This window comes from Catenulispora pinistramenti (assembly GCF_018274385.1).
Lineage (GTDB): Bacteria > Actinomycetota > Actinomycetes > Streptomycetales > Catenulisporaceae > Catenulispora > Catenulispora pinistramenti.
On sequence record NZ_JAAFYZ010000176.1, the window covers coordinates 1 to 23529 of the forward strand.

Here is a 23529-nt window from a genome sequence, read left to right on the forward strand (position 1 = left end):
GGCGGGGTGTATTCGAGTTGAGGCGTTTTCGAGGCGGGCTGCGGTTGGGGTGTGGGCTGAAAGGCGATTTTTACGGCCTTCGGTCATAGTTGTGCCGGTTCGGGGTTCGGGTCGGCGAGTCGTGTTTGTCGGCTGCCGGTTCGCGTGTTCACAACCCCGCCCCGCCTCAGGCCTCTTCAACTCCAGCAAGTCAGAGCAAGGTCAAAAACTGTGATGAAGGGCCGGGCCTCCGGCGGGCCTCGGCAACCTCAGGGAAACTAGCGCGGTTCCCTAGGGTGGCCGATCTAGTCTCAGCGGCGGCGGCCTGTGAGGTGGTGCGGTCCGTTCCCCACGGCCGCGTCGTCAGCCCGATGGGTACAGCACCGGTGTCCGGGGGTAAAGTCCGCGCACTTGCGGTTGGGTGCCTGAGCTGCGGTTTTGATAGCGCGAACTTGACCCCCGGCCACCGGCACTGTAGGCGAAGCCCTGCCGACGCGACCGAGGGGAACGAACCGAAAACCAGCCGGAGAAATACAAAACGCAGGGTCCGAGGGCACCGGTTTGTTGCTGCCGCTGCCGCTGCCGGTGAGGGTGTTGTTAGCGTCTTACACGTGCCCTGCGACACGCCCGAGTGCGGGATCGCGCTGATGGATGTGAAGAAGCAGCCATCCCATGGCCGGATTCTCACATCCATGAAGATCAACACGTGCTCGGGCGGGTCGGACCGCCACATCCTCGACACCAACAGACCTGCTCGACAGGCGACAACCATCTTGGCAGCCATCCGCACCCGCCAGCCCGGGATGCCCACCATCGGGGCTGCCGCGTTGCCAACACCCAGACTGGCGGCTGACCTCGCCGGGTCGCCGGTACCGAACCACCGGGCTTTGCCATTCTTCCGGCTGGTTTTCGGTTCGTTCCCCTCGGTCGCGTCGGCAGGGCTTCGCCTACAGTGCCGGTGGCCGGGGGTCAAGTTCGCGCTATCAAAAACCGCAGCTCACACGCATGACCGCAAGCGCGCGGACTTTACCCCCGGACGCCGGTGCTGTACCCATCGGGCTGACGACGCGACCGTGGGGAACGGACCGCACCACCTCAGGGACCGCCGCCGCTGAGACTAGATCGGCCACTCTAGGGAACCGCGCTAGTTTCCCTGAGGTTGCCGAGGCCCGCCGGAGGCCCGGCTCTTCACCATGGGTTTGACCTTGATCTTGCTGTTGATCTTGCTTGTGTCGTTGATCTTGCTCTTGACCTGGCTTGTGCCCTTGTCCCAACTTGCCGGAGTTGAAGAGGCCTGAGGTGGGGCGGGGTTGTGAACACGCGAACCGGCAGCCGACAAACACACCCGCCGACCCGAACCCCGAACCGGTTCAACTATGACCGAAGGCCGTAAAGAGCTTCTAAAACCCACAAACAAACAGCAACCCGCAAGCCAAAGCCCACCCCACGAAGATCCGAACCCCAGCCAGCTCCCAGCGGACTGTGCCCCGGCGGACCGTGGTCCCAGCGAACCGTGCCCCCAGTGCCCCAGCGCCCCCAGTGCCGCAGCGCCCCAGCGCCCCAGCGCCCCAGCGCTCACAGCGGATCCAAAAACAAAGTGACCCCCTCAGCCCCGCGAGCCCACTCCTGAATCTCCGCCCCAACCGGCCCGTGCACCGTGATCCAGCTCTGCTCGGCGTACTCGAAGACGCGGGCGAGCAGGTCCTGGTTGGCCGCCTGGTGGGCGTCCACCGCCTCGGCGTCCGCGTACTCCTCGATCGCCGCGTAGTTGCCGGGGGCGCCGCGGAAGAAGCGGTACGTCAACGTGCCCGGCTCCTGTTCCGCCCGCGCCACCAAGGCGGCGGCCACGCGCTCGAAGTCGGCGCACGATTCTTCGCGGACCGCGAAGCGCGCGTGCGACACGATCGTCGTGTTCCGGCTGATCGGTGTCATCATGCCCCCCATTCTTCCGAGGCCTCCTTGGCCATGTTCACCATCGTCCCCATGAACTCCGCGATGGTCTCCAGGTCCTTGGCGTCGTAGCGGTCCAGCAGTCCGTTCGCCATCACGTTCATCCCGGCGAACAGCCGCACGATCTCGCCGACCCGCTCGCGGACCGGTTGGATCAGCACCACGCGCCGGTCCTCGGGGCTGCGCTCGCGCGTCACCCAGCCCGACTTCTCCAGCTTGTCCAGGATCCCGGTCATGGTCGCCGGGTGCATGCCCAGCCGCTGGCCCAGGGCCTTGGCGCTCATCGCGCCGTCGCGCATCAGCACGTCCAGGGCCTTGAGCTCCACATCCCGCAATCCCACCTGCTCGCCGGCTCGCAGGTTGAGCACCGTCATCACCACGGCCATCTCGCGGAAGCTGTCCGTGATCTGGTTCATCGTGCGCCGACGTTCGCGGGAGGCCGCCGCGTCGGTAGATGATACGGAACTCATATGATACCTTCTTCATAACGTACGGAACTCAAAATAATAGGGTACCGGAGGGGGTCTCCCGTGTCTGCATCCTTCCTATCAACCGGCAGAGGCAAGGTCATCCTGCTGTTGTTGTGCGGCGTCGCGTTCCTGGATCTGGTCGACGCCTCGATCGTGAACGTCGCGTTGCCGTCCATCCGCAAGGATCTGCGTTTCAGCACCCAGGGTCTGCAGTGGGTGCCCAGCGGTTACCTGCTCACCTACGGCGGCTTCATGCTCCTCGGCGGCCGGGCTGCCGACCTGTTCGGACGGCGCCGGGTGCTGGTCGCCGGGACCACGGTGTTCGGCCTGGCCTCGCTGGCCGGCGGGTTCGCCGACAGCGCGGGGCTGCTGGTCGGTGCGCGGCTGGTGCAGGGCGTCGGCGCCGCTTTGATGATGCCCGCCGCGTTGTCGCTGCTCACCACCACTTTCAAGGAGGGCTCGGACCGTACCAAGGCCTTCGGTGCGTGGGGCGCGGTCGCCGGGCTGGCCTCGGCGGTCGGCGTGCTGGCCGGCGGTCTGCTCACCGACGGTCCGGGCTGGCGCTGGGTGATGTTCGTGAACCCGCCGTTCTGTGTGCTGATCCTGGTCGCCGTGTTCCGGATGTTCGAGGCCGACGGCAAGCGCGTCGCGGTGAAGGGCCTGGATCTGGTCGGTGCGTTCCTGGCCACCGCCGGGATGCTGCTGCTGGTGTTCGGTCTGGTGAAGGCGCCGGATCAGGGTTGGGGGTCCGGCCGGACGGTGCTGGAGTTGGGCGGGGCCGGGGTGCTGCTGGTGACGTTCATCGTCAACGAGCGCAACACCGGCGATCCGCTGCTGCCGCTCTCGGTGTTCCGGATCCGCGGACTGGTCGCGGCGAACGTCACGCAGCTGGTCGGCGTCGCCGGCTTCCTGTCGTTCTTCTTCTTCCTGACCCTGTACATGCAGAACGTCGAGGGCTACTCGCCGATCCGGGCCGGCCTGGCCTACCTGCCGATCACGGTCGCGGTCGGGATCGGGGCCGCTCTGGCGCCGAAGGTGGTGGCCCGGGTCGGCACCCGGCCGGTGGCGGTGGTCGGGGCGGCCGTGGCCGCGGTCGGCATCTACCTGTTGGCCGGGCTGAAGGTGCACGGCTCGTATGACAGCGGTCTGCTGCCGGGCATGGTGGTCATGGCGTTCGGGCTCGGGCTGCTGTTCGTGGCCATCGCCACGGCTGCCAACGCCGGTGTGCCGCACCACCAGGCGGGCCTGGCCGCCGCGCTGCTGAACGCCTCGCAACAGGTCGGCGGTGCGCTGGGGCTCGCGATCTTCGCCGCGATCTCTACGGCGCGGCTGAACCACGAGCTGAACAGCGGTGTGCGGCCCGCGGCGGCGATGGCCTCTGGACTGTCGTGGGCGCTGACCTCGTGCGCGATCGCCGTGGCGTGTGCCGCGGTCATCGCGCTGCGGACCCGCAATGTGCACAGCGAAGCCGAGGCCGAGGCGCTCGCCGCGGTGGAGGAGGATCTGGTGGCGGTGAACTGACCCGGAAGCCCCTGGGTGGCCGGAAGCCCGGAAGCCCTGAGGCAGGCCCCGAAAACGCCACGTGCCCGAAGGCTCAGCGATGGCATCTGCTATCGTAGAGTTTTCGGGCACACATAAATAACCAGAAACCTGGTACGTGCTTGATTCTGGAGCATTGGGAGGCGTTTTGTCAAGGGGAACGGAAGAAATCTCCCACGAACAGCGGTATCTGGACCTCTTGTATGCCCGGCTGGACACGTTGCGGGCCCGCGCCGAGGGCCAACTCTCCGGCGTGTTGCGATCCGGCGCCGGCACCCAGCAGGCGCGGACCGAGCGCGACAACCTGGCCACCGCCGGCGCCGGCCGGGTGGCCCAGCTGGACGCGGCCGAGGAAGGGCTCTGCTTCGGCCGGCTGGACCTGACCGGCGGCGAGCGCCACTACGTCGGCCGGATCGGCATCCTGGACGACGACGGCGACTTCGAGCCCTTGCTCCTGGACTGGCGGGCCCCGGCGGCGCGGCCGTTCTACGTCGCCACCTCCGCCGCGCCCCAGGGTGTGCGGCGGCGGCGCAGTATCCGCACCCGGTTCCGGACCGTCGTCGGGGTCGACGACGACGTGCTCGACCTCGACGCGGCGGCCGAGGGCGACACCTCCGGGCTGGTCGGCGAGGGGGCGCTGCTGGCCGCGCTGAGCGCCGGCCGCACCGGCCGGATGCGCGACGTGGTGGAGACCATCCAGGCCGAGCAGGACCACGCGATCCGGTCGGAGCTGCGCGGGATGCTGGTCGTGCAGGGCGGCCCGGGCACCGGCAAGACCGCCGTGGCCCTGCACCGCGCGGCCTACCTGCTCTACACCTACCGCGAGCGGCTGGCCAAACGCGGCGTGCTGATCGTCGGGCCGAACCCGACCTTCCTGCGCTATGTCTCGCACGTGCTCCCGGCGCTGGGGGAGACCAGCGCGGTGCTGGCCACGGTCGGGGAGATGTTCCCAGGGGTGCGGGCCTCGCGGGCCGACGCGCCGGAGGTCGCGGAGATCAAGGGCCGCGCGGCGATGGCCGATCTGGTCGGCGGCGCGGTGCGGGCCCGGCAGCGGGTGCCCGAGGACGTGCTCGAGGTCGTATATGAGGGCGTGAAGTATCGGCTGGACCGGGAGACCTGCGTGGCCGCCCGCGAGCTCGGCCGCAAGGCCAACCGGCGGCCCAACCTGGGGCGCAAGGCGTTCGCCGAGCATATCATCGACTCGCTGGCCGGGCAGGTCGTGGACCGGCTGAACGACGACCCGCACCGCCAGGAGACGCTGGCGATGGTGAACCTGATCGCCGCCGAGCTCGGCGAGGACCCCTCGGAGATGGCCGACGGGGTGTTCCTGGGCAACGCCGACCGCGAGCAGGTCGCGGCCGCGCTGACCGACGAGCCGAGCGTGCAGGAGGCGCTGGACTGGCTGTGGCCGCAGCTGACGCCGCAGCGGATGCTGGCCGAGCTGCTCGCGACGCCGGAACTGCTGCGCGAGGCCGTCGAGGAGGCCTCCGGCGAGGACGGCGGGCCGCTGTTGACGGACGCTGAGATCGACCTGCTGCTGCGTACCCCGGGCGGCTGGTCGGCGGCGGACATCCCGCTCCTGGACGAGGCCGCGGAGCTGCTGGGCGACTCCGACACGGCCGAGGCGGCGGCGCGGGCCGAGGCCGAGCGGCGGGCCCGCATCGCCTATGCGCAGGGGGCGCTGGAGGTGGCCGAGGGGTCCCGGTCGATCGACCTGGAGGACCCGCGCGAGGAGATCGTCACCGCCGTGGACCTGGTCTCGGCCGAGATGCTGGCCGAGCGGTTCGAGGAGCGCGACGAGCGCAGCGTCGCCGAGCGGGCGATGGCCGATCGGACGTGGACGTTCGGGCACGTGATCGTGGACGAGGCGCAGGAGCTGTCGCCGATGGCCTGGCGGCTGCTGATGCGGCGCTGCCCGGCCCGGTCGATGACCCTGGTCGGGGACGTGGCGCAGACCGGCGACCCGGCCGGCGCGACCTCCTGGGGCACGATGCTGGCCCCGCACGTCGGCGACCGGTGGCGACTGGCGGAGCTGACGGTGAACTACCGGACGCCCTCGGAGATCATGGCCGTGGCCGCCGAGGTGCTGGAGCGCATCGATCCGGGCCTGAAGCCGCCGCGCTCGGTGCGGTCCAGCGGCGAGGAGCCGTGGCGGGTGTCGGTGCCGACGTCTTCGCTGGCTGAGAAGGTCGCCGAGCTGGCACTGCGCGAGGACTCGGCGCTGGCCGCCGGGACCGGCGACGGCGCCGATGACGCCGGCGGGGTCGGCACCGACGGCGGCGGTGCCGGGGACACCGGGCGGCTGGCGGTGCTGGTGCCGGCCGAGCGGCTGGCCGAGGTGGCCGCGGCGGTGTCGGCGCGGCTGCCCGAGGCCGGCTACGGCTCCGACCCGGACCTGGAGCGGCGCACCGTGGTGCTGCCGGTCCGGCAGGCCAAGGGGCTGGAGTTCGACACGGTGCTGGTGGTCGACCCGGCGGCCATCGTCACCGCCCGGCACGGCGAGAACGACCTCTACGTCGCCCTGACGCGGGCCACGCGCCGGTTGGGGATCGTCGAGGTCGAGGGCTGATCGCCGGTATCGCCGGTATCGCCGCGGCGCCGCGCTCGGACTGTTCCGAGCGCGGCGCCGCTTGTTCTGTGCTTTCTCAGTCTGTGCTTTCTCAGTCTGTGTCTTCTCAGACCGTGAAGACGATCTTCCCGAACGCCTCGCCCTGCTCCATGCGCTCGAATCCGGTCCGGGCCTCGGCCAGCGGCAGGACCGAGTCGATGACCGGCCGCACGTCGGTCACCTCACACATCCGGGCCAGCGCCTTGAGCTCGTCCAGCGAGCCCATGGTGGAGCCGATGACCCGCAGCTGGAGGAAGAAGATGCGGGTCAGCTCGGCCGGCGGCATGGCTCCGGAGGTCGCCCCGGAGATGACGATGGTGCCCTCCGGCCGCAGCGACTTCACCGAGTGCGACCAGGTCGCGGCGCCGACCGTCTCCAGCACGGCGTCCACCCGCTCCGGCAGCCGGGCCCCGGACTCGAACGCGGCGTGCGCCCCGAGTTCCACCGCCCGCGCCCGCTTCTCCTCGCTGCGCGACGTCGCCCACACCCGGAACCCGGCGGCCCGGGCCAGGACGATGGCCGCGGTCGCCACGCCGCCGCCGGCGCCCTGGATCAGCACGGTGTCCCCGGGCTTGAGGCCGGAGTTGCGGAAGAGCATGCGGTAGGCGGTGAGCCAGGCGGTCGGCAGGCACGCGGCCTGCTCCCAGGACAGGGCGGCCGGCTTGGGCACCAGGTTGGCCTTCGGGACCAGCACCTTCTGCGCGAACGTGCCGTTGTAGGCCTCGGTGAGGATCGACGGCTTGCCGTCGCGCGGGTCGACCACCGAGTGGATGACGACCTCGTTGCCGTCCTCGTCCACACCGGCCCCGTCGCAGCCCAGGATCATCGGCAGCTTGTCCTCGGTGATGCCCACGCCCCGCAGGGTCCACAGGTCGTGGTGGTTCAGGGACGCGGCCTTGACCGTGACGGTGGTCCAGCCCGCGCGGGACGCGGGTTCCTCGCGCTCCCCGAGTTCGAGGCCGGAGAGGGGGTCCTTGGAGTCGATGCGCACGGCGCTCACTGCGAACATGAGGCCGAGCTTAGACCGCGGGGGTCGGGGCGGTCGGGTGCTGTGTGGCTTGTCACGGCCTCGGTTCGGGTCGTGGAGCCGCGAGGCGCGGCGCCGCGCGCCGGGCGGTGGCGGCAGCGGCGGTCAGGCCGGCGGGGCGGTCCGATACACGCTGCGGATCGCCCGGACGTCCGGCGCGACGTCGAACACTGACGCCGGGATGTCCGCGGCCAGCGCCGTGAGCTCCTTCTTGACCCGCTTGGCGATGCCGCCGCCGAGCTTGAAGCGGGTCGGCGTGGTGGCGCGCTGGGCACCGTCCAGGAGACGGAGGGCACCGCGGCTGCCGAGCCCGGTGTGGTGCAGGTTGAGATACGCCAGGCGGTGCGGGGCGGCGAGGGCGTCGGCGACGGTCGCGGCGCCGGACTCGTCGAGGCGGTTGTCGTCGGCGCCGAGGACGGCGGCGGCTTTCACCCGGGCCGCGTCGAAGAGCTCGACACCGGCACCGGCCGCGGCGGCGACCAACTCGGCGAGGGCCGCGGGGCCGATGCCGTTGCTCGCCACCGACAGGCGGCGCAGAGCTCCCGCGGGTGCCGTGTGCAGGGCTGTGGCCAGGACGTGCGCGCCGGCGTCGCCGAGATGCGCTGCTGAGACATAGAGCTCTGCTACCGCCCCGGCCACCAGCAACCGCGCCAGTTCCTGCGCGCCGTCGGCGGCCAGTCGGTTGCCGCTGAGATAAAGCCGCTCGATGGCATGATGACCACCGGCGGCGGCGATCATCGCGTCTACCAGTACTGCGACGTCCGGGGCGGCCAGACCGGTCTGCGTCAGGTCGATGGTGCGCAGGACGGTGCCGGCGCGGACCGTCTCCGCGACCGCGCGCACGCCGTCCGGGCCGACCGGGTTGCGCTTCAGCCACAGCGCCTTCACCACGCCGGGGGAGGCGATCAGCCGGCCGGCGATCTCGCAGACCCCGCCGCCGCCGATGTTGTTGCAGCCCAGGTAGAGCGTTTCGACGTGGGCTGCGACGGCCTTCGGCGCGACCGCCGCCGCGCCGCCGTCGCCGAGGCCGTCGGTTCCCAACAGGAGATGCCGGACCGGGCCGCCGCCTGCGGGCAGCGCGTCGGCGACCGCTTGGGCGCCGAGCGGACCGAGGTCCTGCTTGCACATGTCGAGGCGGCCGTCGGGCAGGGCGGTGCCGGCCGGGAAGTCGGTGCGGGCGTGCACCGCCTCGCCCCGGCGCAGCCAGGCCAGGACCGGCGCCAGTTCGGCGGCGGGGCGGGCCGGGAAGCCGCGGGCGGCGCCGGAGCCGTCGAAACCGTTGCCGTCGCTCACCACGCCACCGCCCGGTAGTCCTTCAGGAAGGCGCCGAACAACGGCTCCCCGTTCTCGCCGCTGACGATCGGGTGATAGATCCGCGCGGCGCCGTCGACTATGTCCAGCGGCGTGCGGAACCCGGCCTCGGCGTGCCGGGCCTTGCGCGGCGCGGGCTTCTCGTCGGTGATCCATCCGGTGTCCACGCTGCTCAGATACACCCCGCGCCGGGCCAACGCCCCGGCACTGGTCCGGGTCAGCATGTTCAGCGCCGCCTTGGCCATGTTGGTGTGCGGATGCCCCGCGGTCTTGTTGCGCACCTCGAACCGCCCCTCGACGGCCGTCACGTTCACGATGTAGCGGCGCGGGAACGGCGACCCGACCATCAGCGGCAACAGCCGGTCGGCCAGCAACGCCGGCGCCACGGCGTTCACCAGGTGCACCTCCAGCAGCTCGACCGGGTCCACCTGGCCCAGTTCCGCCGACCAGGAGTTGCGCGGCGAGAGATCGGGGAGCAGCCCGTTCTCGTCGACCGCGACCGGCTCAGCACTCTGCGGAGTCACCTGGCTGCCCGCGCCCCGGTAGCCGGGAATCGGGGCCAGCTCACGAAGCCCGCCGGTCAGCCCGCCGGTCAGCTCGGCGGCGGCGCGCCGGTCCGCGGCGATCAGCGGCGCGTAGGAGGCCTCCGGACGGCGCACCGTCTGAGCGGCGTTGTTGATCAGGATCTCCAGCGGCTCGCCCGCGGCCAGCAGCCCGTCGCAGAGCTCGATGACCTGGCGCGGGTCGCGCAGATCGAGTCCGGTGACGGTGAGCCGGCCGAGCCACTTCGCGCTGTCCTCGACCGCGCGGAAGCGGCGGATGGCGTCGTGCGGGAAGCGCGTGACCACTCGCACGGCGGCCCCGTCGCGCAGCAGCATCAGGGCGACCTGGAATCCGATCTTCACCCGGCCGCCGGTGACCAGGGCCCGCCGGCCGTCGAGCGGGGTGCGTGCCGATCGCCACGACAAGTTCTCCGCGGCGCAGGCGGGACACAGTTGGTGGTAGAAGGCTGAGACCTCGGTGAAGTGCTGCTTGCAGACGTAGCAGCGGCGTGGGCGGTTCAGGGTGCCGACCGAGGCGGATCCGCGACAGTCCTCGCCTGCCGGGGCCGCAACTGCCTCAGCCGCCTGCGGGTCGTCGCCTGTCGGCTGGTCGGCCGCGTCCGCGGCCGTCAGCGCCACATCCTCCCGCCGCCCGGCAGCCCCCGTGGCCGCGGCCCAGAGCACCGCCCGGTCGTCGGCCTCCCGCACCGCCCGCAGTTCCTTCTTCCGCCGGCGCTGCCCGGACCGCACAAAGGACTCCGCGACCCGCTCCGCGTGCAGCCGAGCCGGGTCGTCGAGCGGCAGCGCCTTCAGCGCCGCCAGCGCGCGGCTCAGCTCCTCCAGGCTCATGCCGTCCCTCCCCGAGTGGCCCCGGCCGGATTCGAACCGGCGTTCCCCGCGTCGCTTGAGTGGATCTGAGCGGTGCGCCTGCCTCTGCGCTACGGGGCCGCTCACGGAATCCTGGCGGAACCCTCCCGTGCCTTGCAAGCCGCCAGGACACCGACCCAGAACGCCTGCGCGTCCTCCGAGGCGCCGACGAGGTAGGTGGCGCGGAGCTTCTTGGGGAGGTGCGCGGCCAGCCGGATCACCGCTTCGCGCTGTTGCTTGAGCTGCGAGAGCTCCGCGTTGGCGAAGACCTGGTGGACCACGTCGGAGGCGTCGTCGCCCTCGGGGTTGCCGGCGACGGCCAGCGCCAGGCGGCGCTCCCAGGTGTCGACGTCCGCGGCCAGTTCCTTCAGCCCGGTGCGCTGCGAGCCGGCCAGCCGCGCGGTCAGGGCGCCGAGCGGGACCGGCGCGTACTCGCCGTCGCCGAGGTAGACCAGGCCCTGCTGGAGCGGCAGGCCCCGGCCGTGCAGCCGGATCAGGCGCTCCAGGGTGCGCTTGGTGATCCAGGCGCGGCCCTCGTCGTCGATGTCGTTCTTCCACCACTCCAGGACGGTCTCGGCGACCGCGCCGTACTTGGCGATCAGCCACTCGTTGGCCGGGATGTCCTCCGGGGTGATGTCCAGCGACGCGGTGAAGCGGGAGGCCTGGGCGATGTTGTTGCGCGAGACCAGCAGCTTGCGGCCGACGTGGTAGGGCGGGTTCTGCAACGCGACCTGGGCCCGCAGGCCGTGGATCGGGCGGCCGGCCACCGACCACTCCTGGGTGATCTCCATCAGCCGGGCGAACGCCGCCTTGTCCTTGGGGCGGTTGTACTCGTCCCACACCACGGCCTTCGGCTCGTCACCGGTGAACCCGGCGGCCAGCAGGTTGTCCAGGGTGCCGTCGGCGGAGGGGACCGGGGCGCACAGGTCCTCGACGTTGGTGACCGGCAGCGAGAAGTACAGCGGGTCGCGGCGCAGCACCTCCTGGATCAGGGTCCGGACCACCTCCGTCTTGCCGCAGCCGGGCGGGCCCTGGACCAGCACGCACCAGCGGTTCTTCAACGCCGCGCGCACCAGCCGGCGCACCGGGTCGGCGATCGCGGCCCGGTTCGGGACGCCCAGCGCGTCGGCGATCGCGTCCAGGATCTCCGCGGTGCGGTCCGCCTCCTGGACCCGGCTGCCCTCGCCGGCCGGCAGCGCCAGCCGCAGCCGGCTGCCGTTGAGCAGCGGCAGGCCCCAGATCAGCGGGAAGCCCTCGGCGGCGTTGGCCAGGATGTGCTCCAGGGTGCGCGGCGAGAGCAGCCGGCGGATCTCCGGGGGCTGCGAGGCCCAGACCCGGAACACCCCGGTCAGGTCGAACTGGCCGAACTTGCGGCGCAGCGCGTCCCGCCAGGCGGTGTCGTTCGCGGTGACCTTGATCGTCACCATCCGGTCCAGGATCGCGAAGTCGCTGCGCCGGGCCGCGGTCTCGGCCAGCGACTCGTTGTCGGCCAGGAACACCCCGATGCAGCCCAGCGCCCGCAGGTCGTGCTCGCCCAGGCTCCAGTTGCAGGCGATCTGCATCAGCTGGGACTGGATCGCCGGGCCCGCCTGCAGCGAGTCGTCGATCAGCAGCACGAACCTGCGGCCCGGCTTGAGCTGGCGCATCACCAGCTGGCGCAGCACCAGCTCGCCGGTGTGGGGATCGCGCACCGGGGCGTTCACCAGCAGGTCGTCCGGGGCCAGGTTGGCGGCCGGGACGTAGACCAGCTCGGTGTCCTCGTAGGCGTTCTTGATGTGCGCGGCGAAGGTGGCGGTCTTGCCGATGCCGTGCTCGCCGAAGATCTGTCCGGTCTGGCCCAGGTCGATCATCGCGTCGATGAACGCCTCCAGGGCCGCCGGCCGGTCGGCGGCCCTGGAGGCGCCGGCCGCGCCGCCGAAACCGCCCTGGTGCGGCAGCCTGCGGTCGTCGTCGAACCCGACCCGGCCCTGCTCCCCGTCTGGAGTCAGGGCGGTCTGCCCGGTGCTGTGCGTGCTCAACGGTCCCCCGTTCGTACTTTGTGACAGGCCATCTGCGGCGTGTGGTTCTCGGGCCAGTCGTCGCCGCGTTCGGTGATCAGCCAGATCCATTTGTCCGGCTCGGCCGGCGTGATGGGCGCGGCGATGCCGTCGGTCACCATGATGACGGCGTCCAGCGTCTCGTCGAACGGCTCCCCGGTCTTCACCGACGGCGCGCGCCCCTCCAGGTAGTCGGCGACCGCCTGGAAGCTGGTCCCGCCGCCGCCGACCAGCGGGTCGCCCGGCGCGAACGGCACCACCGCGGCGTCGAAGGACAGCCAGTGCGCCTTGACCCCGTCCAGCTGCCCGACCAGCGAGGCGACCCAGTCCACCACCGCGGCCGGCATCGAGCCGGAGGCGTCCACGGCGATCGCCACCACCCGGTGCCGTTCCGGCCCGCGCCGGGACAGCGTCGGGTCCTCGCCCAACGCGGCCAGCACCGCCCCGCGCTTCTTCGGGTAGATCAGCCGCTCGCCCTCGGCCAGCTTGGACGCCAGCACGTCCACCAGCCAGCGCTGCCACCAGTCCACCCGCCGGGTCTTCTGGGTCTGGCCCCGGATCATCCCGGCGCCCATCTGGTCCCAGAGCTTGGCCAGCCGGTCGGTGGCGCCGTCGGTGCGCTCGATGAGGTCCAGCAGCTCCGAGCGCGCCGCGCGCATCCCGCGCCTGCCCGCCAGCAGCACGTTGGCCAGCACCTCGTTGCCGATCCGCTCGATGGTCTCGGCGTCGGCGAGCTCTTCCTGGAGCTCCTCCAGGAGCTCGTGGACGCACAGCGGCGGCGGGCTCGGCGGGTGCTTCATCCGGTGCAGTTCGGTGTAGCAGCCCATGTCGGTGCGGATGAACTCCTCGTAGGAGAACGGGCTCAGGCCCTGCGCGGTGAGGTCCGCGTGGTAGTTCTTGAAGATCTTGCGCGGATCCACCCCGGTCGGCTCGCCGTTGAACACCGGCAGGTCGTCCCGGCGCAGCCGGGTCAGCGCGACGTGGTTGATCGTGCACTCGATGGCGGTGTCGAAGACCGGGTCCTCGCGCAGCTCCGGCTCGGTGAACAGGTGCCGCTGGATCAGGTGCCGGGCCTCGTGGAAGAGTACGAACTTCACCCCTTCCAGCCCCAGCTCGACGAAGAAGTCCGGGTTGAACAGCAGCAGACAGCTGCCGTCCCCGGCGGCCATCACCGCGGCGGTGTCGATCGCCGTGGTGGGTATCTGGTGCGCGCACTTGGAGTAGATCCACCCGGCGATGGCCGAGGACTCCATCCCGAACTCGACGAGCGCCGCCTCCTTCAGCCGCACCGCCGCGGCGATCGTCGCCGGGTCGGCCGGCTGCCACTGCGCCAGCGCCTTGCGGTCGGTGGCGCTGACCGGCAGGCGACGCGAGCGGCGGCCGGACTCGTGGGCCTTCACGCGGAGTCCTCCTTCGCGGGGCGGGGATGGTCGGGGAGCGGGGTCATCGGATCCTGCTTCACGTTCTTCGGGTCCTGCTTCAAGTCTTCTATGTCTGGGCCCGCTGGTCGAACCGATCGGCCGGTTGCCTTTTGCACGATGTCCAGAACCGAGGCGCTGTCGTCCTCGGCCAGCCGGAGCACGGCGCGCCAGCGAGCCTTGCGGCCGTCGAGGCGGCGGCACACGGCGTCTTCCAGCGGCCAGTCGGTCAGCGAGCCCTGATTCGGCTGCGGGGGCGGCGGCCCCGGGGGCTCGACGGCGTCGGCGGCGGTGACCAGCGGCGCGAGGTCGCCCGTGGCCATGGACGCGCGGACCCCCTCGTGCATGAGCTCCAAGCTGCCGGCGAAGTCCAGTTCGGCGCTCCACACCGGCTCCGGCCCGGCCAGTTGCGCGAGTCGGAGGTAGGCGGGCAGGCGCAGCTCCGCCAGGCCGGGTGTCCGCTGGAACAGGGGACGGAGCTCGGTGATCAGGCGCAGGAGGTCTTCGGCTGTCGTGGCCGACGCCAGCAGCGCGTGGATCTGCTCGGGCTTCGTCCGGCCCAGGTTGCTCACCCCCCACGGCTTTTCCGAGACGGCGAGGCTGTGGTAGATCCGCAACCTCAGTGCGAGGTCGCCGTGCGTGGCGGTGAGCCGGGTCAGGTCCTCGGTTCCCACCCCGCGCTCCAGCAGTTCATACGCCACGCTCAGCGGCTTGGCGAAGCCCGCGCACAGCCGCTCGCGCGCGAAGTCGGACCCGGCGGGACCGAGGGCGTGTTCGAAGTAGCCGGGGTGATAGGGCGCGGAGGTGAACAACGCTTCGATCAGGGACGTGTATCCCTGCTCGTCGTAGGCGAGGACACCCGCGATCACCGCCGCCGGCGCCATCGCGAGCAGCACGCCGGGCAGGAACAGCTCCTGCCGCAGACCGTGCCGGATCCGGACCGTCGGCCGCGCCGGTGCCGGGCCCCGGCTCGCGGCCAGGTCGAGCAGCTCGGCTAAGGACCTCTCCCAGCCATAGAGCGTGGCCAGGACCCCGTACCACCGCAGTGGCTCGTCCCCGAGGACGGCGGCGAGCCGGGCCCGGAGCTGTCGGCTGAGGTCAGCCTGTGGGCGGCCGTAGGGCGTGACACCTTCGGGCAGCACCCGCTGGTAGGGCGCGCGAGCGGCGAGGCGCACGGCGTCCTGCGCGGCGCCGTGTTCGGTGAGCAGGTGCTCGGTGGCGGGGCGCGGGTTGAGCAGCGCGTGGCGGAGCGCTTTGCGGTCGGGCGGGAGCGCGCGCAGGTCGGGATCGCAGTAGTCGGAGGCCAGGCCTGCGGCCAGCTCGGACTTGGACAGGAGGGACAGGACCGGGGCGACGTCTTCGGGACGTGCCGCGTGCAGGAGGTTGAGGACGCGGGCCGGGGCGTTCATGGGGTGGGCGGCTTTGCGGGGTCGCTGCCGGGGAGCGGCGGCAGCAGTCGCGGGGTCTCGCTCAGCCGGGGCCTGGCTTCGCGGCCTGGGGGAGTCGGCGGCTCCGGCGTGTCGGGGCTCCGGTGTGGTGTTTCCGGCGTCGGCGGTGCTTGTGCTGTCTGTGCTGTCTGTGCTGTCTGCGGCGCGCGCGGTTCGACACCCTCCAGCTCGGCGATCAGCCCGGGCAGCGTGACGCCGTCCTCGGCCAGCCGCATCCACAGCTCAGGATGTCCGTCGAGGTGCTTGCGCACCCGTTCGGCGGTGTCGGGGCGACTCGACTGGAAGTCGGCGTCCCAGGATGCTGCGACACGCTCTGGATCCGGCCGCGCGATCCCCGTGGCCGCCGCGTGCAGCGGCTCGTCGCTGTGCTCGGTCATCGAGGCGCGGACCGCCTCGTGCATCTTCTCCAGACTCCCGGCCCGCTCCAGCTCCAGCGCCCACACCGGCTCCGGCCCGGCGGCCTCGGCCAGCCTGGAGTAGGCGACGATGCGCCGGTCGGTCTGGAGCGAGCGGTTGCTGCGCCGCAGCACGTTGTGCAGCAGCTCGGGATCACGCGATTCCAGGGTCGGCTGGAGAAGCGCCGGCTCCGCGTAGCGGGTCACCAGCCGTCGCACCAGCGCCGGGTACAGCCCGCCCACCGCCTCGGATCGCACCAGCGCGGCGATCCGCAGCTCCAGCGAGGCCAGCGGGTGCAGGTACACCGCCGCCAGCACTCGGGGCTCGGCCGGCTCCCGGTCCGCCAGCCGCCACAGCGTCCCCACGGTCGCCGCCGGATTCCGCGCCGCCGCCAGCCGCATCGCCGGCGTCCCGTGCGGGTCGACCGCGAGGTCCAGCAGCCAGCGTGGCTCGGGGCCACGGTCCAGGACCCGCGTGAAGACACCTGCGAGCGCGCGCGTCTCAGGGGCGAAGGATTCGGCCGCATCGGGAAGCAGCCAGGCCGCCTCCACCACAGCCGTGACCACTTCCGGCGGCGCGATCTCCAGCAGCACCGCCGCCGGATCCACCCCGCGTGGCCACCGCGACCCGCGTCGAGCGGGCAGGGGCGGCGGCTGGTCGGAGTCGATCGCCGCCAGCAGGTCGCCGAGGCTGCCCTCCCACGCCGCGACCCGAGTCAGCGCCTTGAGCCAGCGCGCCGGGTCCGGACCCAGCGCCGCGGCGACCGCCGCCCGCAGATCGGCCTGATACCGCTCCTCGGCCTCCGGCGGGATCCAGACGAAGTGCGGCGCGAAGCCGTTCTTCCCCTTCGCCGTGTAGTACGTCGTCAGTCCCGGCGGCGTGGGCAGCGCCAGGGCCAGCACCTCGGCCGCCGGCTCCGCGTGCGCGACCGCCTCCGGGGCGCTCAGCGAGCCGTGCAGCAGGCCGCGGCGGAGCAGTTCGCGGGTGGCGAAGTGGCGCGTCGCCGGGTTCAGCGACGCCTTCGCCGCGTGGGCCCGCCGCAGCGTCGCGACGTCCGGCCGCGCCGCCCAGAACACGGCCCGCGGGTATCGGGCCTCGAACTCGGCCCGCACGTCCTGCGGCACGTCCTCGCGGGCCGCCGCCTCGTCCAGCCCGCGCGCCGTCGCCTGGCCGGCCTGCCGGTCCTGCTCGCCGGTGCCGACCAGCGCCGCGTACTCCAGCACCAGGTCCCAGGCCAGGGCGTAGTGCTGGGATCCGGTGTTCGGCGCGGTCCAGGCGTCGGCGGCGCCCGGGTCCGGCAGCCCCTCGAAGCGAAGGTGGGAGGCCCCCGGTGTCTTCGTCATCCGCGGGCTGTCGCCGGTGTCCCCGAAGGCGAGCACGGCGTCCCACTGCGGTTGGTAGTACGAGCTCTTCTTCGCATGGGTGAGGATGGTCTCGCGGAGTCCGTCCTCCCACACGTCGGCGAGCAGCCCGTGATCGCGCAGCGTCCGCAGCCCGCGGGCCACGGCGGTCGTCTGCTCCAGCCGCACCGCGAGCGGCATCGCGGTCATCGCCAGCCAGGGCTGGTCCGCCACCGTCGCCGCCACGACCAGGTCGATCTCGATGCGGGCGGGCATCGGCGTGTGGCGGTTCGCGTGCCGCCGCTCGGCCCGTGCCACCTGGTTGCGCAGGAAGCGCTCGACGTCGTTGGTGATGACCGGGCGGCCTCGCGCGTCGCGGCGGTCCCGGACCAGCGCGGCCAGGATCCAGGCCCGGGGCCGCTTGGCCGCGGTCCGCACCAGCAACTCGTCCACAGCCGGGTCCGCGAGCCGGATCAAAGCGCGCAACACGGCGTCCGGATCGGCCACGGTCTCGTCGGCCAGCGCCCGGCGGGTCAGGGCCAGCACGGACGCGGCGCCCGCGGTGTCCAGGACGAAGTCGCTCACCGCCACCGGCAGGGGCCGCGAAGCCGCCGCGATCCCGGCGGCGACCTGCGCGTCTCCGAGTCCGTACAGCACCGCCGACGCGTCATCGCGCTCCGCGAAGTGCAAGGCGTCGATCAAGCCTGCGACCACGATGGCTCCCTCCCACAGGCCATGATGCCGCATGGTGCCGACGACCGGTCCTGCGCGGTGCCGCCGGATCCGGGCGGGCGGTTTCCGAGCCGGGTCGCGTTCGGGCCGTGGGGTGCGAAGGCTTCTCCGCCGCCCGCATCGGGACATGCGACGGCGCGTGCCCGGGACCCCCGTCCCGCGGCACGCGCCGTCACCCCCTCACGCCGAAGCCCGGCTCGGCCTGGAGCCCGGACCGGGCCTCGTCGTCAGCTCCGGAAGATGTCTCGCAGCTCCCGGGCCGCTCGCTCCAGTACCTCGCGGGCGGCGTTCAGTTGGTCTGGTGTCACCGGCATGTCCGGTCGGTGCTCCCGCGCCATCGTGCGGACCTCGTCGCGGAAGCGGAGGAAGGTGGAGCGCAGCTCGTCCAGTTGTTCCTCGTCGGCGCGCTCACGGGGGCGGCGGCCGGTCCAGTCGTCCACGCTGTCCTGGGCGAAGCGCTGCCAGCGTGCGGCTTCGTCCTGCCAGTGCTCGCGCCACTGGGCGGCCCACTGGTCCTTCCACTGTTCCTTCCAGTCGTTCTGCGCGCGCTTCCAGTCGCGCCAGTCGTCCTTGCCCCACTGGGAGCGGTCCGCCGGCGGGTGCGCCGAGGGAGCGTGGTCGTGGTCGTGGGGGGCCTGCTTGGGACGGCCGGTGGCCGCGGCGCGGTCCTTGGATTCCGTGCGGGCCTCGGCGGCCGCCGCGCGGAGTTCCTCCTGGATGTGCCGGGCGGATTCCTTGACCTCGTCGCGGATCTCCTCGGCCAGGCTGCTGACCGACTCGCGGATCTCGCTCTCGAGCGCGGCCATGTCGTCGGCGCGGGCGGCGAGTTCGGTGCGCCCGGCGTCGGTGATGTGGTAGACCTTGCGGCCGCGTTCGTCGGTTTCGTGGCGGATCAGGCCTTCGCTCTCCAGGCGCGACAGGCGCGGGTAGACCGTGCCGGCGCTGGGTGCGTACAGGCCCTGGAACCGTTCCTTGAGCTGCTGGATGATCTCGTACCCGTGCTTGGGGCTCTCGGCGAGCAGGTTCAACAGGTACAGCCGCAGCCGTCCGTGTCCGAAGACGGGTGCCATTTAACGGTCCTTTCCATCCTCGTCGTCCACGACGGAGTTCTTCACCTCGTGGTCGACGGCCCTTCTCAACAGCGTCATATCACCTGACACCGCCCTGGCGCGCAGCCGGCCCCGTCCGGTGCCCAGGCGGCCGGAGAGCTGACGCGGCTTGGTGAAGGGGATCTGCTTGTTCTGGAACAGAGCCTGGGAGTCGAGTCCGTCGAAGGTGGTGACGGTGCGTCCGCTCATCGTGGACATGTCCACGTCCAGGTTGGCGTCCTCCGGGGCCCGTACTATGACCTGGCCGGAGACCACGTTCAGGTCCAGCCGGGGGGCGTCGGTGCCGTCCTCCAGGTCCACGGTGATGGCCCCGGAGGTGGTGCCGGCCTTGATCGTGTTCTGGGAGCCGAGGGCGATCACGGTGATCGGCCCGGAGACGGTCAGCGCGCTCAGGTCGTCGGTGACGCTCTCGGCGGTGATCGCGCCGGAGACCGTCTTGACGTCGGTGGGCCCGTGCACCTGGGCCAGGGTGATCTCGCCGGAGACGCCGTGGGCGCGGGTGCGCTCGTGCAGGTTCGACAGCACCAGCGGTCCGGAGATCACGGTGACGTCCACCAGGCAGTCCGGCGGCACCTGGATCGAGATGTCGGCCTCGATCCTGCGGGTGTGCATCAGCCAGCCCAACAGGTTCGGCCGGTAGTCGCCGTGGGTCACCTTCAGCTCGCCGTCCTCGGCGGTGACCACCAGCGGTTCGTCACCCTTGACGCGGGTCACGTCCACCACCGCGGCGCCGTCCTCGCCGGCTCCGACCACGTCCACCTTGCCCGAGGTGGTGACGACCTTCAGCCGGTGGATCCCCTCGAAGGCGAGCCGGTCCGGCCCTTTCAGCTCGTGTCTGGTCATCACCTGGGTCCTCTCACGATGTATCGCGTCTCTGAAGAAGACGATATATCGCGTTGCTCGGGAGGGCAAGTACCTACGGTCTCCGGCCGCCACCTGTTACAGAGCCGTTTCGTGCGCGCCGCCCAATCGGTCGGTGTCGCGCCGGCTCTCAGTCCTCTTCGTCGTCCAGCCGGGCCAGCCAGGTGGCCAGCCGGTCGATCGCGGCCTCGAACTCCGGGTTCAGGTCGGTGAAGGTGCGCAGCTGCTCGGCCAGCCAGCCCAGCGACACGTCCTCGTCCCCGCGGCGCTTTTCCAACTCCTCGATACCACGGTCCGTGAAGTACATCGTGAATCCGTTCCCTGTGGAAGAGCTCTGAGTTCCTATGCAAAAGGGTGGGACCCGCGCCGCAGCGCGGATCCCACCCGTGTCGCGCTCCAGGTCAGCCGGTGAAGGCGTCCTCGACCAGCTGCGCCTGCTCCACGCCGTGCCGCTTGCCGGAGCCGACCGCCGGGGACGAGGCGGCGGCCCGGGAGACCACGGTCAGGCCGCGGCCCAGGGTGGCCGGCAGGTTCATCGCCACGAACGGCCACACGCCCTGGTTGGCCGGCTCCTCCTGGACCCAGCGCAGGTCCACGTCCGGGCTGTAGGAGGCCAGCGCCGCGGCGATCTCGGCGGCCGGCAGCGGGTGCAGCCGCTCCACCCGGATGATCGCGGTGTCGGTGATGCCCGCCTTGGCCCGCTTGGCCGCCAGCTCCCAGTAGAGCTTGCCGGAGACCAGCAGCACCCGGCGCACGCCGGCCGGGTCGACCGTGACGTCCGGCAGCACCGGCTCGAAGCGGCCGGAGGTGAAGTCCGCGACCGGCGAGACCGCGTCCTTCAGGCGCAGCATCGACTTGGGCGTGAACACCACCAGCGGCTTGTGGGCCGGGTTGTGCGCCTGCCAGCGCAGCAGGTGGAAGTAGGACGCCGGGTTCGAGGGCATCGCCACGGTCATGTTGTTCTGCGCGCACATCTGCAGGAAGCGCTCGGGGCGGGCCGAGGAGTGGTCCGGGCCCTGGCCCTCATAGCCGTGCGGCAGCAGCAGCACCACGCCGGAGCGCTGGCCCCACTTCTGCTCGCCGCTGGAGATGTACTCGTCGATGACCGACTGCGCGCCGTTGACGAAGTCGCCGAACTGCGCCTCCCACAGCACCAGGGCGTTGGGCCGGGCCACCGAGTAGCCGTACTCGAAGCCCAGGGCCGCGTACTCGCTCAGCAGCGAGTCGTAGACCGTGTACTTGGCCTGGTCGGTGCTCAGGTTGGACAGCGGGGTGTACTCGGTGGCGTTCTCCCGGTCCACCAGCACGTGCTGGCGCTGCACGAAGGTGCCGCGCCGGGAGTCCTGGCCGGCCATCCGGACCGGCACGCCCTCCATCAGCAGCGAGCCGAAGGCCAGGGTCTCGCCCATGCCCCAGTCGATCTTGTCGTCGGTGATCATCTGCGCCCGCTTCTGCAGCGGCTGCAGCACCTTCGGGTGCGGGGTGAAGCCGTCCGGCAGGCTGACCTGCGAGTCGGCGATGACCTTGACCGCCTGGTCGGTGATCGCGGTGTCCACCTGCGCCGGGTAGGGCTGCACGTCGACCGCGAAGGTCGCCGACACCGGGGCCTTGGAGACCTCCTTGGTCTCGGCGAACACCCGCTCCAGCTGGCCCTGGTAGTTGCGCAGGGCCTCCTCGGCCTCTTCCAGGGTGATGTCGCCGCGGCCGATCAGGCCCTCGGTGTAGAGCTTGCGGACGCTGCGCTTGGCCTCGATGAGGTTGTACATCAGCGGCTGGGTCATCGACGGGTCGTCGCCCTCGTTGTGGCCGCGGCGGCGGTAGCAGATCATGTCGATGACGACGTCCTTGTTGAACGCCTGGCGGTAGTCGAAGGCCAGCTGCGCCACCCGGACGCAGGCCTCGGGGTCGTCGCCGTTCACGTGGAAGATCGGCGCCTCGATCATCCGGGCCACGTCGGTGGCGTAGATCGAGGAGCGCGAGGAGGTCGGCGAGGTGGTGAACCCGACCTGGTTGTTGATCACCAGGTGCACGGTGCCGCCGGTGCGGTAGCCGCGCAGCTGTGACAGGTTCAGGGTCTCGGCCACCACGCCCTGGCCGGCGAACGCGGCGTCGCCGTGGATCAGCAGCGGCAGCACGGTGAAGCCGGCCGAGGCCTTGTCGATGATGTCCTGCTTGGCCCGGACGATGCCCTCCAGGACCGGGTCCACGGTCTCCAGGTGCGAGGGGTTCGCCGCGAGCGTCACGGCGATCGCCGAGCCGTCCAGCGCGGTGAACGACCCCGAGGCGCCCAGGTGGTACTTCACGTCGCCGGAGCCGTGCATGGACTTGGGGTCCAGGTTGCCCTCGAACTCGCGGAAGATCTCGGCGTACTCCTTGCCGACGATGTTCGCCAGCACGTTGAGCCGGCCGCGGTGCGCCATGCCGACGGCGACCTCGTCCAGCCCGGAGCGGGCGGCGCGGGCCAGGATCTCGCCGAGCAGCGGGATCGCCGACTCCCCGCCCTCCAGCGAGAAGCGCTTCTGGCCCATGAACTTGACCTGCAGGAAGGTCTCGAAGGCCTCGGCGGCGTTCAGCCGCTCCAGGATCCGCAGCTGCTCGGTGCGGTCGGGCTTGGCGTAGCCGTGCTCCACCCGGTTCTGGATCCACTTGCGCTCGTCCGGGGACTGGATGTGCATGTACTCGATGCCGATGGTCCGGCAGTAGGAGTCGCGCAGCACGCCGAGCACGTCCCGCAGCTTCATGATCTTCTTGCCGCCGAAACCGCCGGTGGCGAACTCGCGCTCCAGGTCCCACAGGGTCAGGCCGTGGCTGACCACGTCCAGGTCCGGGTGCCGGCGCTGCTTGTACTCCAGCGGGTCGGTGTCGGCCATCAGGTGGCCGCGGGTGCGGTAGGACTCGATGAGCTCCTGCACGCGCGCGGTCTTGTTGATGTCGTCTTCGTGGCTGGCGCTGATGTCCTGGACCCAGCGGACCGGCTCGTAGGGGATGCGCAGCGACTCGAAGAGCTTGTCGTAGAAGCCGTCCTCGCCCAGCAGCAGCTGGTGGATGATCCGCAGGAAGTCGCCGGACTGCGCGCCCTGGATGATCCGGTGGTCGTAGGTCGAGGTCAGGGTCATGACCTTGCTGACCGCCAGCCGGGACAGCGTCTCCTCGCTGGTGCCCTGGTACTCGGCCGGGTACTCCATCGCCCCGACGCCCAGGATCGTGCCCTGGCCCTTCATCAGCCGGGGCACCGAGTGCACGGTGCCGATGGTGCCCGGGTTGGTCAGCGAGATCGTGGTGCCGGCGAAGTCGTCCGGGGTCAGCTTGTTGTTCCGGGCCCGGCGGACCACGTCCTCGTAGGCCTGCCAGAACTCGCGGAAGTCCATCAGCTCGGCGCCCTTGATGGAGGGGACCAGCAGCTGCCGGGTGCCGTCCGGCTTCACCTGGTCGATGGCCAGGCCGACGTTGACGTGCGCCGGGGTGAGGACCGCGGGCTTGCCGTTCTCGGTGGTGAAGGACCGGTTCATCTCCGGCATCGCCTTGAGCGCCTGCGCCAGGGCGTAGCCGATGATGTGGGTGAAGGAGACCTTGCCGCCGCGGGCCCGCTTCAGGTGGTTGTTGATGACGATCCGGTTGTCGATCAGCAGCTTGGCCGGGACGGCGCGCACGCTGGTCGCGGTGGGGACCTCCAGGGAGGCCTCCATGTTGGTGACCACGCGGGCCGCCGGGCCCTTCAGGACCGCCGTGGTGTTGGCCGAGGTGCTGCTCGGGGCCGGGGCGGCGGTGGTGGCCGCGTCCCGGGGGACCTGGACCGGGGCCTGGGCCGCGGGCGTGGCGGCCGGAGCCGGCGCGCCGGTGGCGGCGGGCGCGGCCGGCGCGGCCGGCTGGGCGGCGGCCTGGGCCGGGGCCGGGAC

Annotated in this window: 15 protein-coding genes and 1 tRNA gene; 2 read left to right on the plus strand and 14 right to left on the minus strand. The window is 71.4% G+C overall.

Going from position 1 to position 23529, the window contains the following annotated elements; genetic code table 11:
- Window positions 1-1554 precede the first annotated feature (1554 nt).
- Both KGQ19_RS35640 and KGQ19_RS35645 read right to left on the minus strand, forming a co-directional pair.
- Window positions 1555-1914, minus strand: coding sequence for a putative quinol monooxygenase (locus tag KGQ19_RS35640; protein ID WP_212017561.1), 360 nt, complete (start codon window positions 1912-1914; stop codon window positions 1555-1557).
- The gene (locus KGQ19_RS35645) at window positions 1911-2399 is read right to left on the minus strand and encodes a MarR family winged helix-turn-helix transcriptional regulator (RefSeq protein ID WP_212017563.1); all 489 of its coding nucleotides are present in this window, start codon (window positions 2397-2399) and stop codon (window positions 1911-1913) included. The genes KGQ19_RS35640 and KGQ19_RS35645 overlap by 4 nt, the downstream gene beginning before the upstream one ends.
- A 60-nt stretch (window positions 2400-2459) precedes the next feature.
- On the opposite strand from KGQ19_RS35645, the gene KGQ19_RS35650 reads away from it, so the two are divergent.
- Both KGQ19_RS35650 and KGQ19_RS35655 read left to right on the plus strand, forming a co-directional pair.
- Window positions 2460-3920, plus strand: a complete 1461-nt coding sequence (locus KGQ19_RS35650; RefSeq protein WP_212017565.1) for an MFS transporter — start codon at window positions 2460-2462, stop codon at window positions 3918-3920.
- 166 nt (window positions 3921-4086) lie between these two features.
- A complete protein-coding gene (locus KGQ19_RS35655) occupies window positions 4087-6507 on the plus strand; it encodes a HelD family protein (protein WP_212017567.1) in 2421 nt (806 codons plus the stop codon).
- A gap of 106 nt (window positions 6508-6613) precedes the next feature.
- Here the strand turns inward: KGQ19_RS35655 and KGQ19_RS35660 are convergent, their stop codons facing one another.
- The 12 genes from KGQ19_RS35660 to KGQ19_RS35715 all read right to left on the minus strand — a co-directional run.
- Window positions 6614-7555 (minus strand): zinc-binding dehydrogenase, encoded by a 942-nt coding sequence (locus KGQ19_RS35660; protein WP_212017569.1) that lies wholly within the window; start codon window positions 7553-7555, stop codon window positions 6614-6616.
- 123 nt (window positions 7556-7678) lie between these two features.
- Window positions 7679-8866, minus strand: a complete 1188-nt coding sequence (locus KGQ19_RS35665) for a leucine-rich repeat domain-containing protein (protein WP_212017571.1) — start codon at window positions 8864-8866, stop codon at window positions 7679-7681.
- Window positions 8863-10275, minus strand: coding sequence for an SDR family NAD(P)-dependent oxidoreductase (locus tag KGQ19_RS35670; protein WP_212017573.1), 1413 nt, complete (start codon window positions 10273-10275; stop codon window positions 8863-8865). Before KGQ19_RS35670 ends, KGQ19_RS35665 begins: the two co-directional genes overlap by 4 nt.
- 16 nt (window positions 10276-10291) lie before the next feature.
- A tRNA-OTHER gene (locus KGQ19_RS35675) sits at window positions 10292-10374 on the minus strand.
- 2 nt (window positions 10375-10376) lie between these two features.
- Window positions 10377-12311, minus strand: a complete 1935-nt coding sequence (locus KGQ19_RS35680; RefSeq protein ID WP_212017575.1) for an AAA family ATPase — start codon at window positions 12309-12311, stop codon at window positions 10377-10379.
- Complete coding sequence (locus KGQ19_RS35685) at window positions 12308-13729, minus strand: vWA domain-containing protein (RefSeq protein WP_212017577.1); 1422 nt, start codon at window positions 13727-13729, stop codon at window positions 12308-12310. Before KGQ19_RS35685 ends, KGQ19_RS35680 begins: the two co-directional genes overlap by 4 nt.
- The gene (locus KGQ19_RS35690; protein ID WP_212017579.1) at window positions 13726-15156 is read right to left on the minus strand and encodes a hypothetical protein; all 1431 of its coding nucleotides are present in this window, start codon (window positions 15154-15156) and stop codon (window positions 13726-13728) included. Before KGQ19_RS35690 ends, KGQ19_RS35685 begins: the two co-directional genes overlap by 4 nt.
- Entirely contained in the window at window positions 15153-17645 is a 2493-nt protein-coding gene (locus KGQ19_RS35695) for a hypothetical protein (protein WP_212017581.1), read from the minus strand. The genes KGQ19_RS35690 and KGQ19_RS35695 overlap by 4 nt, the downstream gene beginning before the upstream one ends.
- A 245-nt stretch (window positions 17646-17890) precedes the next feature.
- A complete protein-coding gene (locus KGQ19_RS35700) occupies window positions 17891-18733 on the minus strand; it encodes a PadR family transcriptional regulator (protein ID WP_212017583.1) in 843 nt (280 codons plus the stop codon).
- On the minus strand, window positions 18734-19615 hold the full coding sequence (locus tag KGQ19_RS35705) for a DUF4097 family beta strand repeat-containing protein (protein WP_212017585.1): 882 nt from the start codon (window positions 19613-19615) through the stop codon (window positions 18734-18736).
- A gap of 148 nt (window positions 19616-19763) precedes the next feature.
- Window positions 19764-19940, minus strand: coding sequence for a DUF6104 family protein (locus KGQ19_RS35710; protein WP_212017587.1), 177 nt, complete (start codon window positions 19938-19940; stop codon window positions 19764-19766).
- A 94-nt stretch (window positions 19941-20034) separates the two neighbouring features.
- The coding region (locus KGQ19_RS35715; protein WP_230419950.1) for a multifunctional oxoglutarate decarboxylase/oxoglutarate dehydrogenase thiamine pyrophosphate-binding subunit/dihydrolipoyllysine-residue succinyltransferase subunit at window positions 20035-23529 on the minus strand (3495 nt) is incomplete at its 5' end.

Coding starts and splice junctions, on each gene's coding strand:
- KGQ19_RS35640 (WP_212017561.1), bottom strand. CDS start 1,914: ATGATGACACCGATCAGCCGGAACACGACGATCGTGTCGCACGCGCGC.
- KGQ19_RS35645 (WP_212017563.1), bottom strand. CDS start 2,399: ATGAGTTCCGTATCATCTACCGACGCGGCGGCCTCCCGCGAACGTCGG.
- KGQ19_RS35660 (WP_212017569.1), bottom strand. CDS start 7,555: ATGTTCGCAGTGAGCGCCGTGCGCATCGACTCCAAGGACCCCCTCTCC.
- KGQ19_RS35670 (WP_212017573.1), bottom strand. CDS start 10,275: ATGAGCCTGGAGGAGCTGAGCCGCGCGCTGGCGGCGCTGAAGGCGCTG.
- KGQ19_RS35690 (WP_212017579.1), bottom strand. CDS start 15,156: ATGAACGCCCCGGCCCGCGTCCTCAACCTCCTGCACGCGGCACGTCCC.
- KGQ19_RS35700 (WP_212017583.1), bottom strand. CDS start 18,733: ATGGCACCCGTCTTCGGACACGGACGGCTGCGGCTGTACCTGTTGAAC.
- KGQ19_RS35705 (WP_212017585.1), bottom strand. CDS start 19,615: ATGACCAGACACGAGCTGAAAGGGCCGGACCGGCTCGCCTTCGAGGGG.
- KGQ19_RS35710 (WP_212017587.1), bottom strand. CDS start 19,940: ATGTACTTCACGGACCGTGGTATCGAGGAGTTGGAAAAGCGCCGCGGG.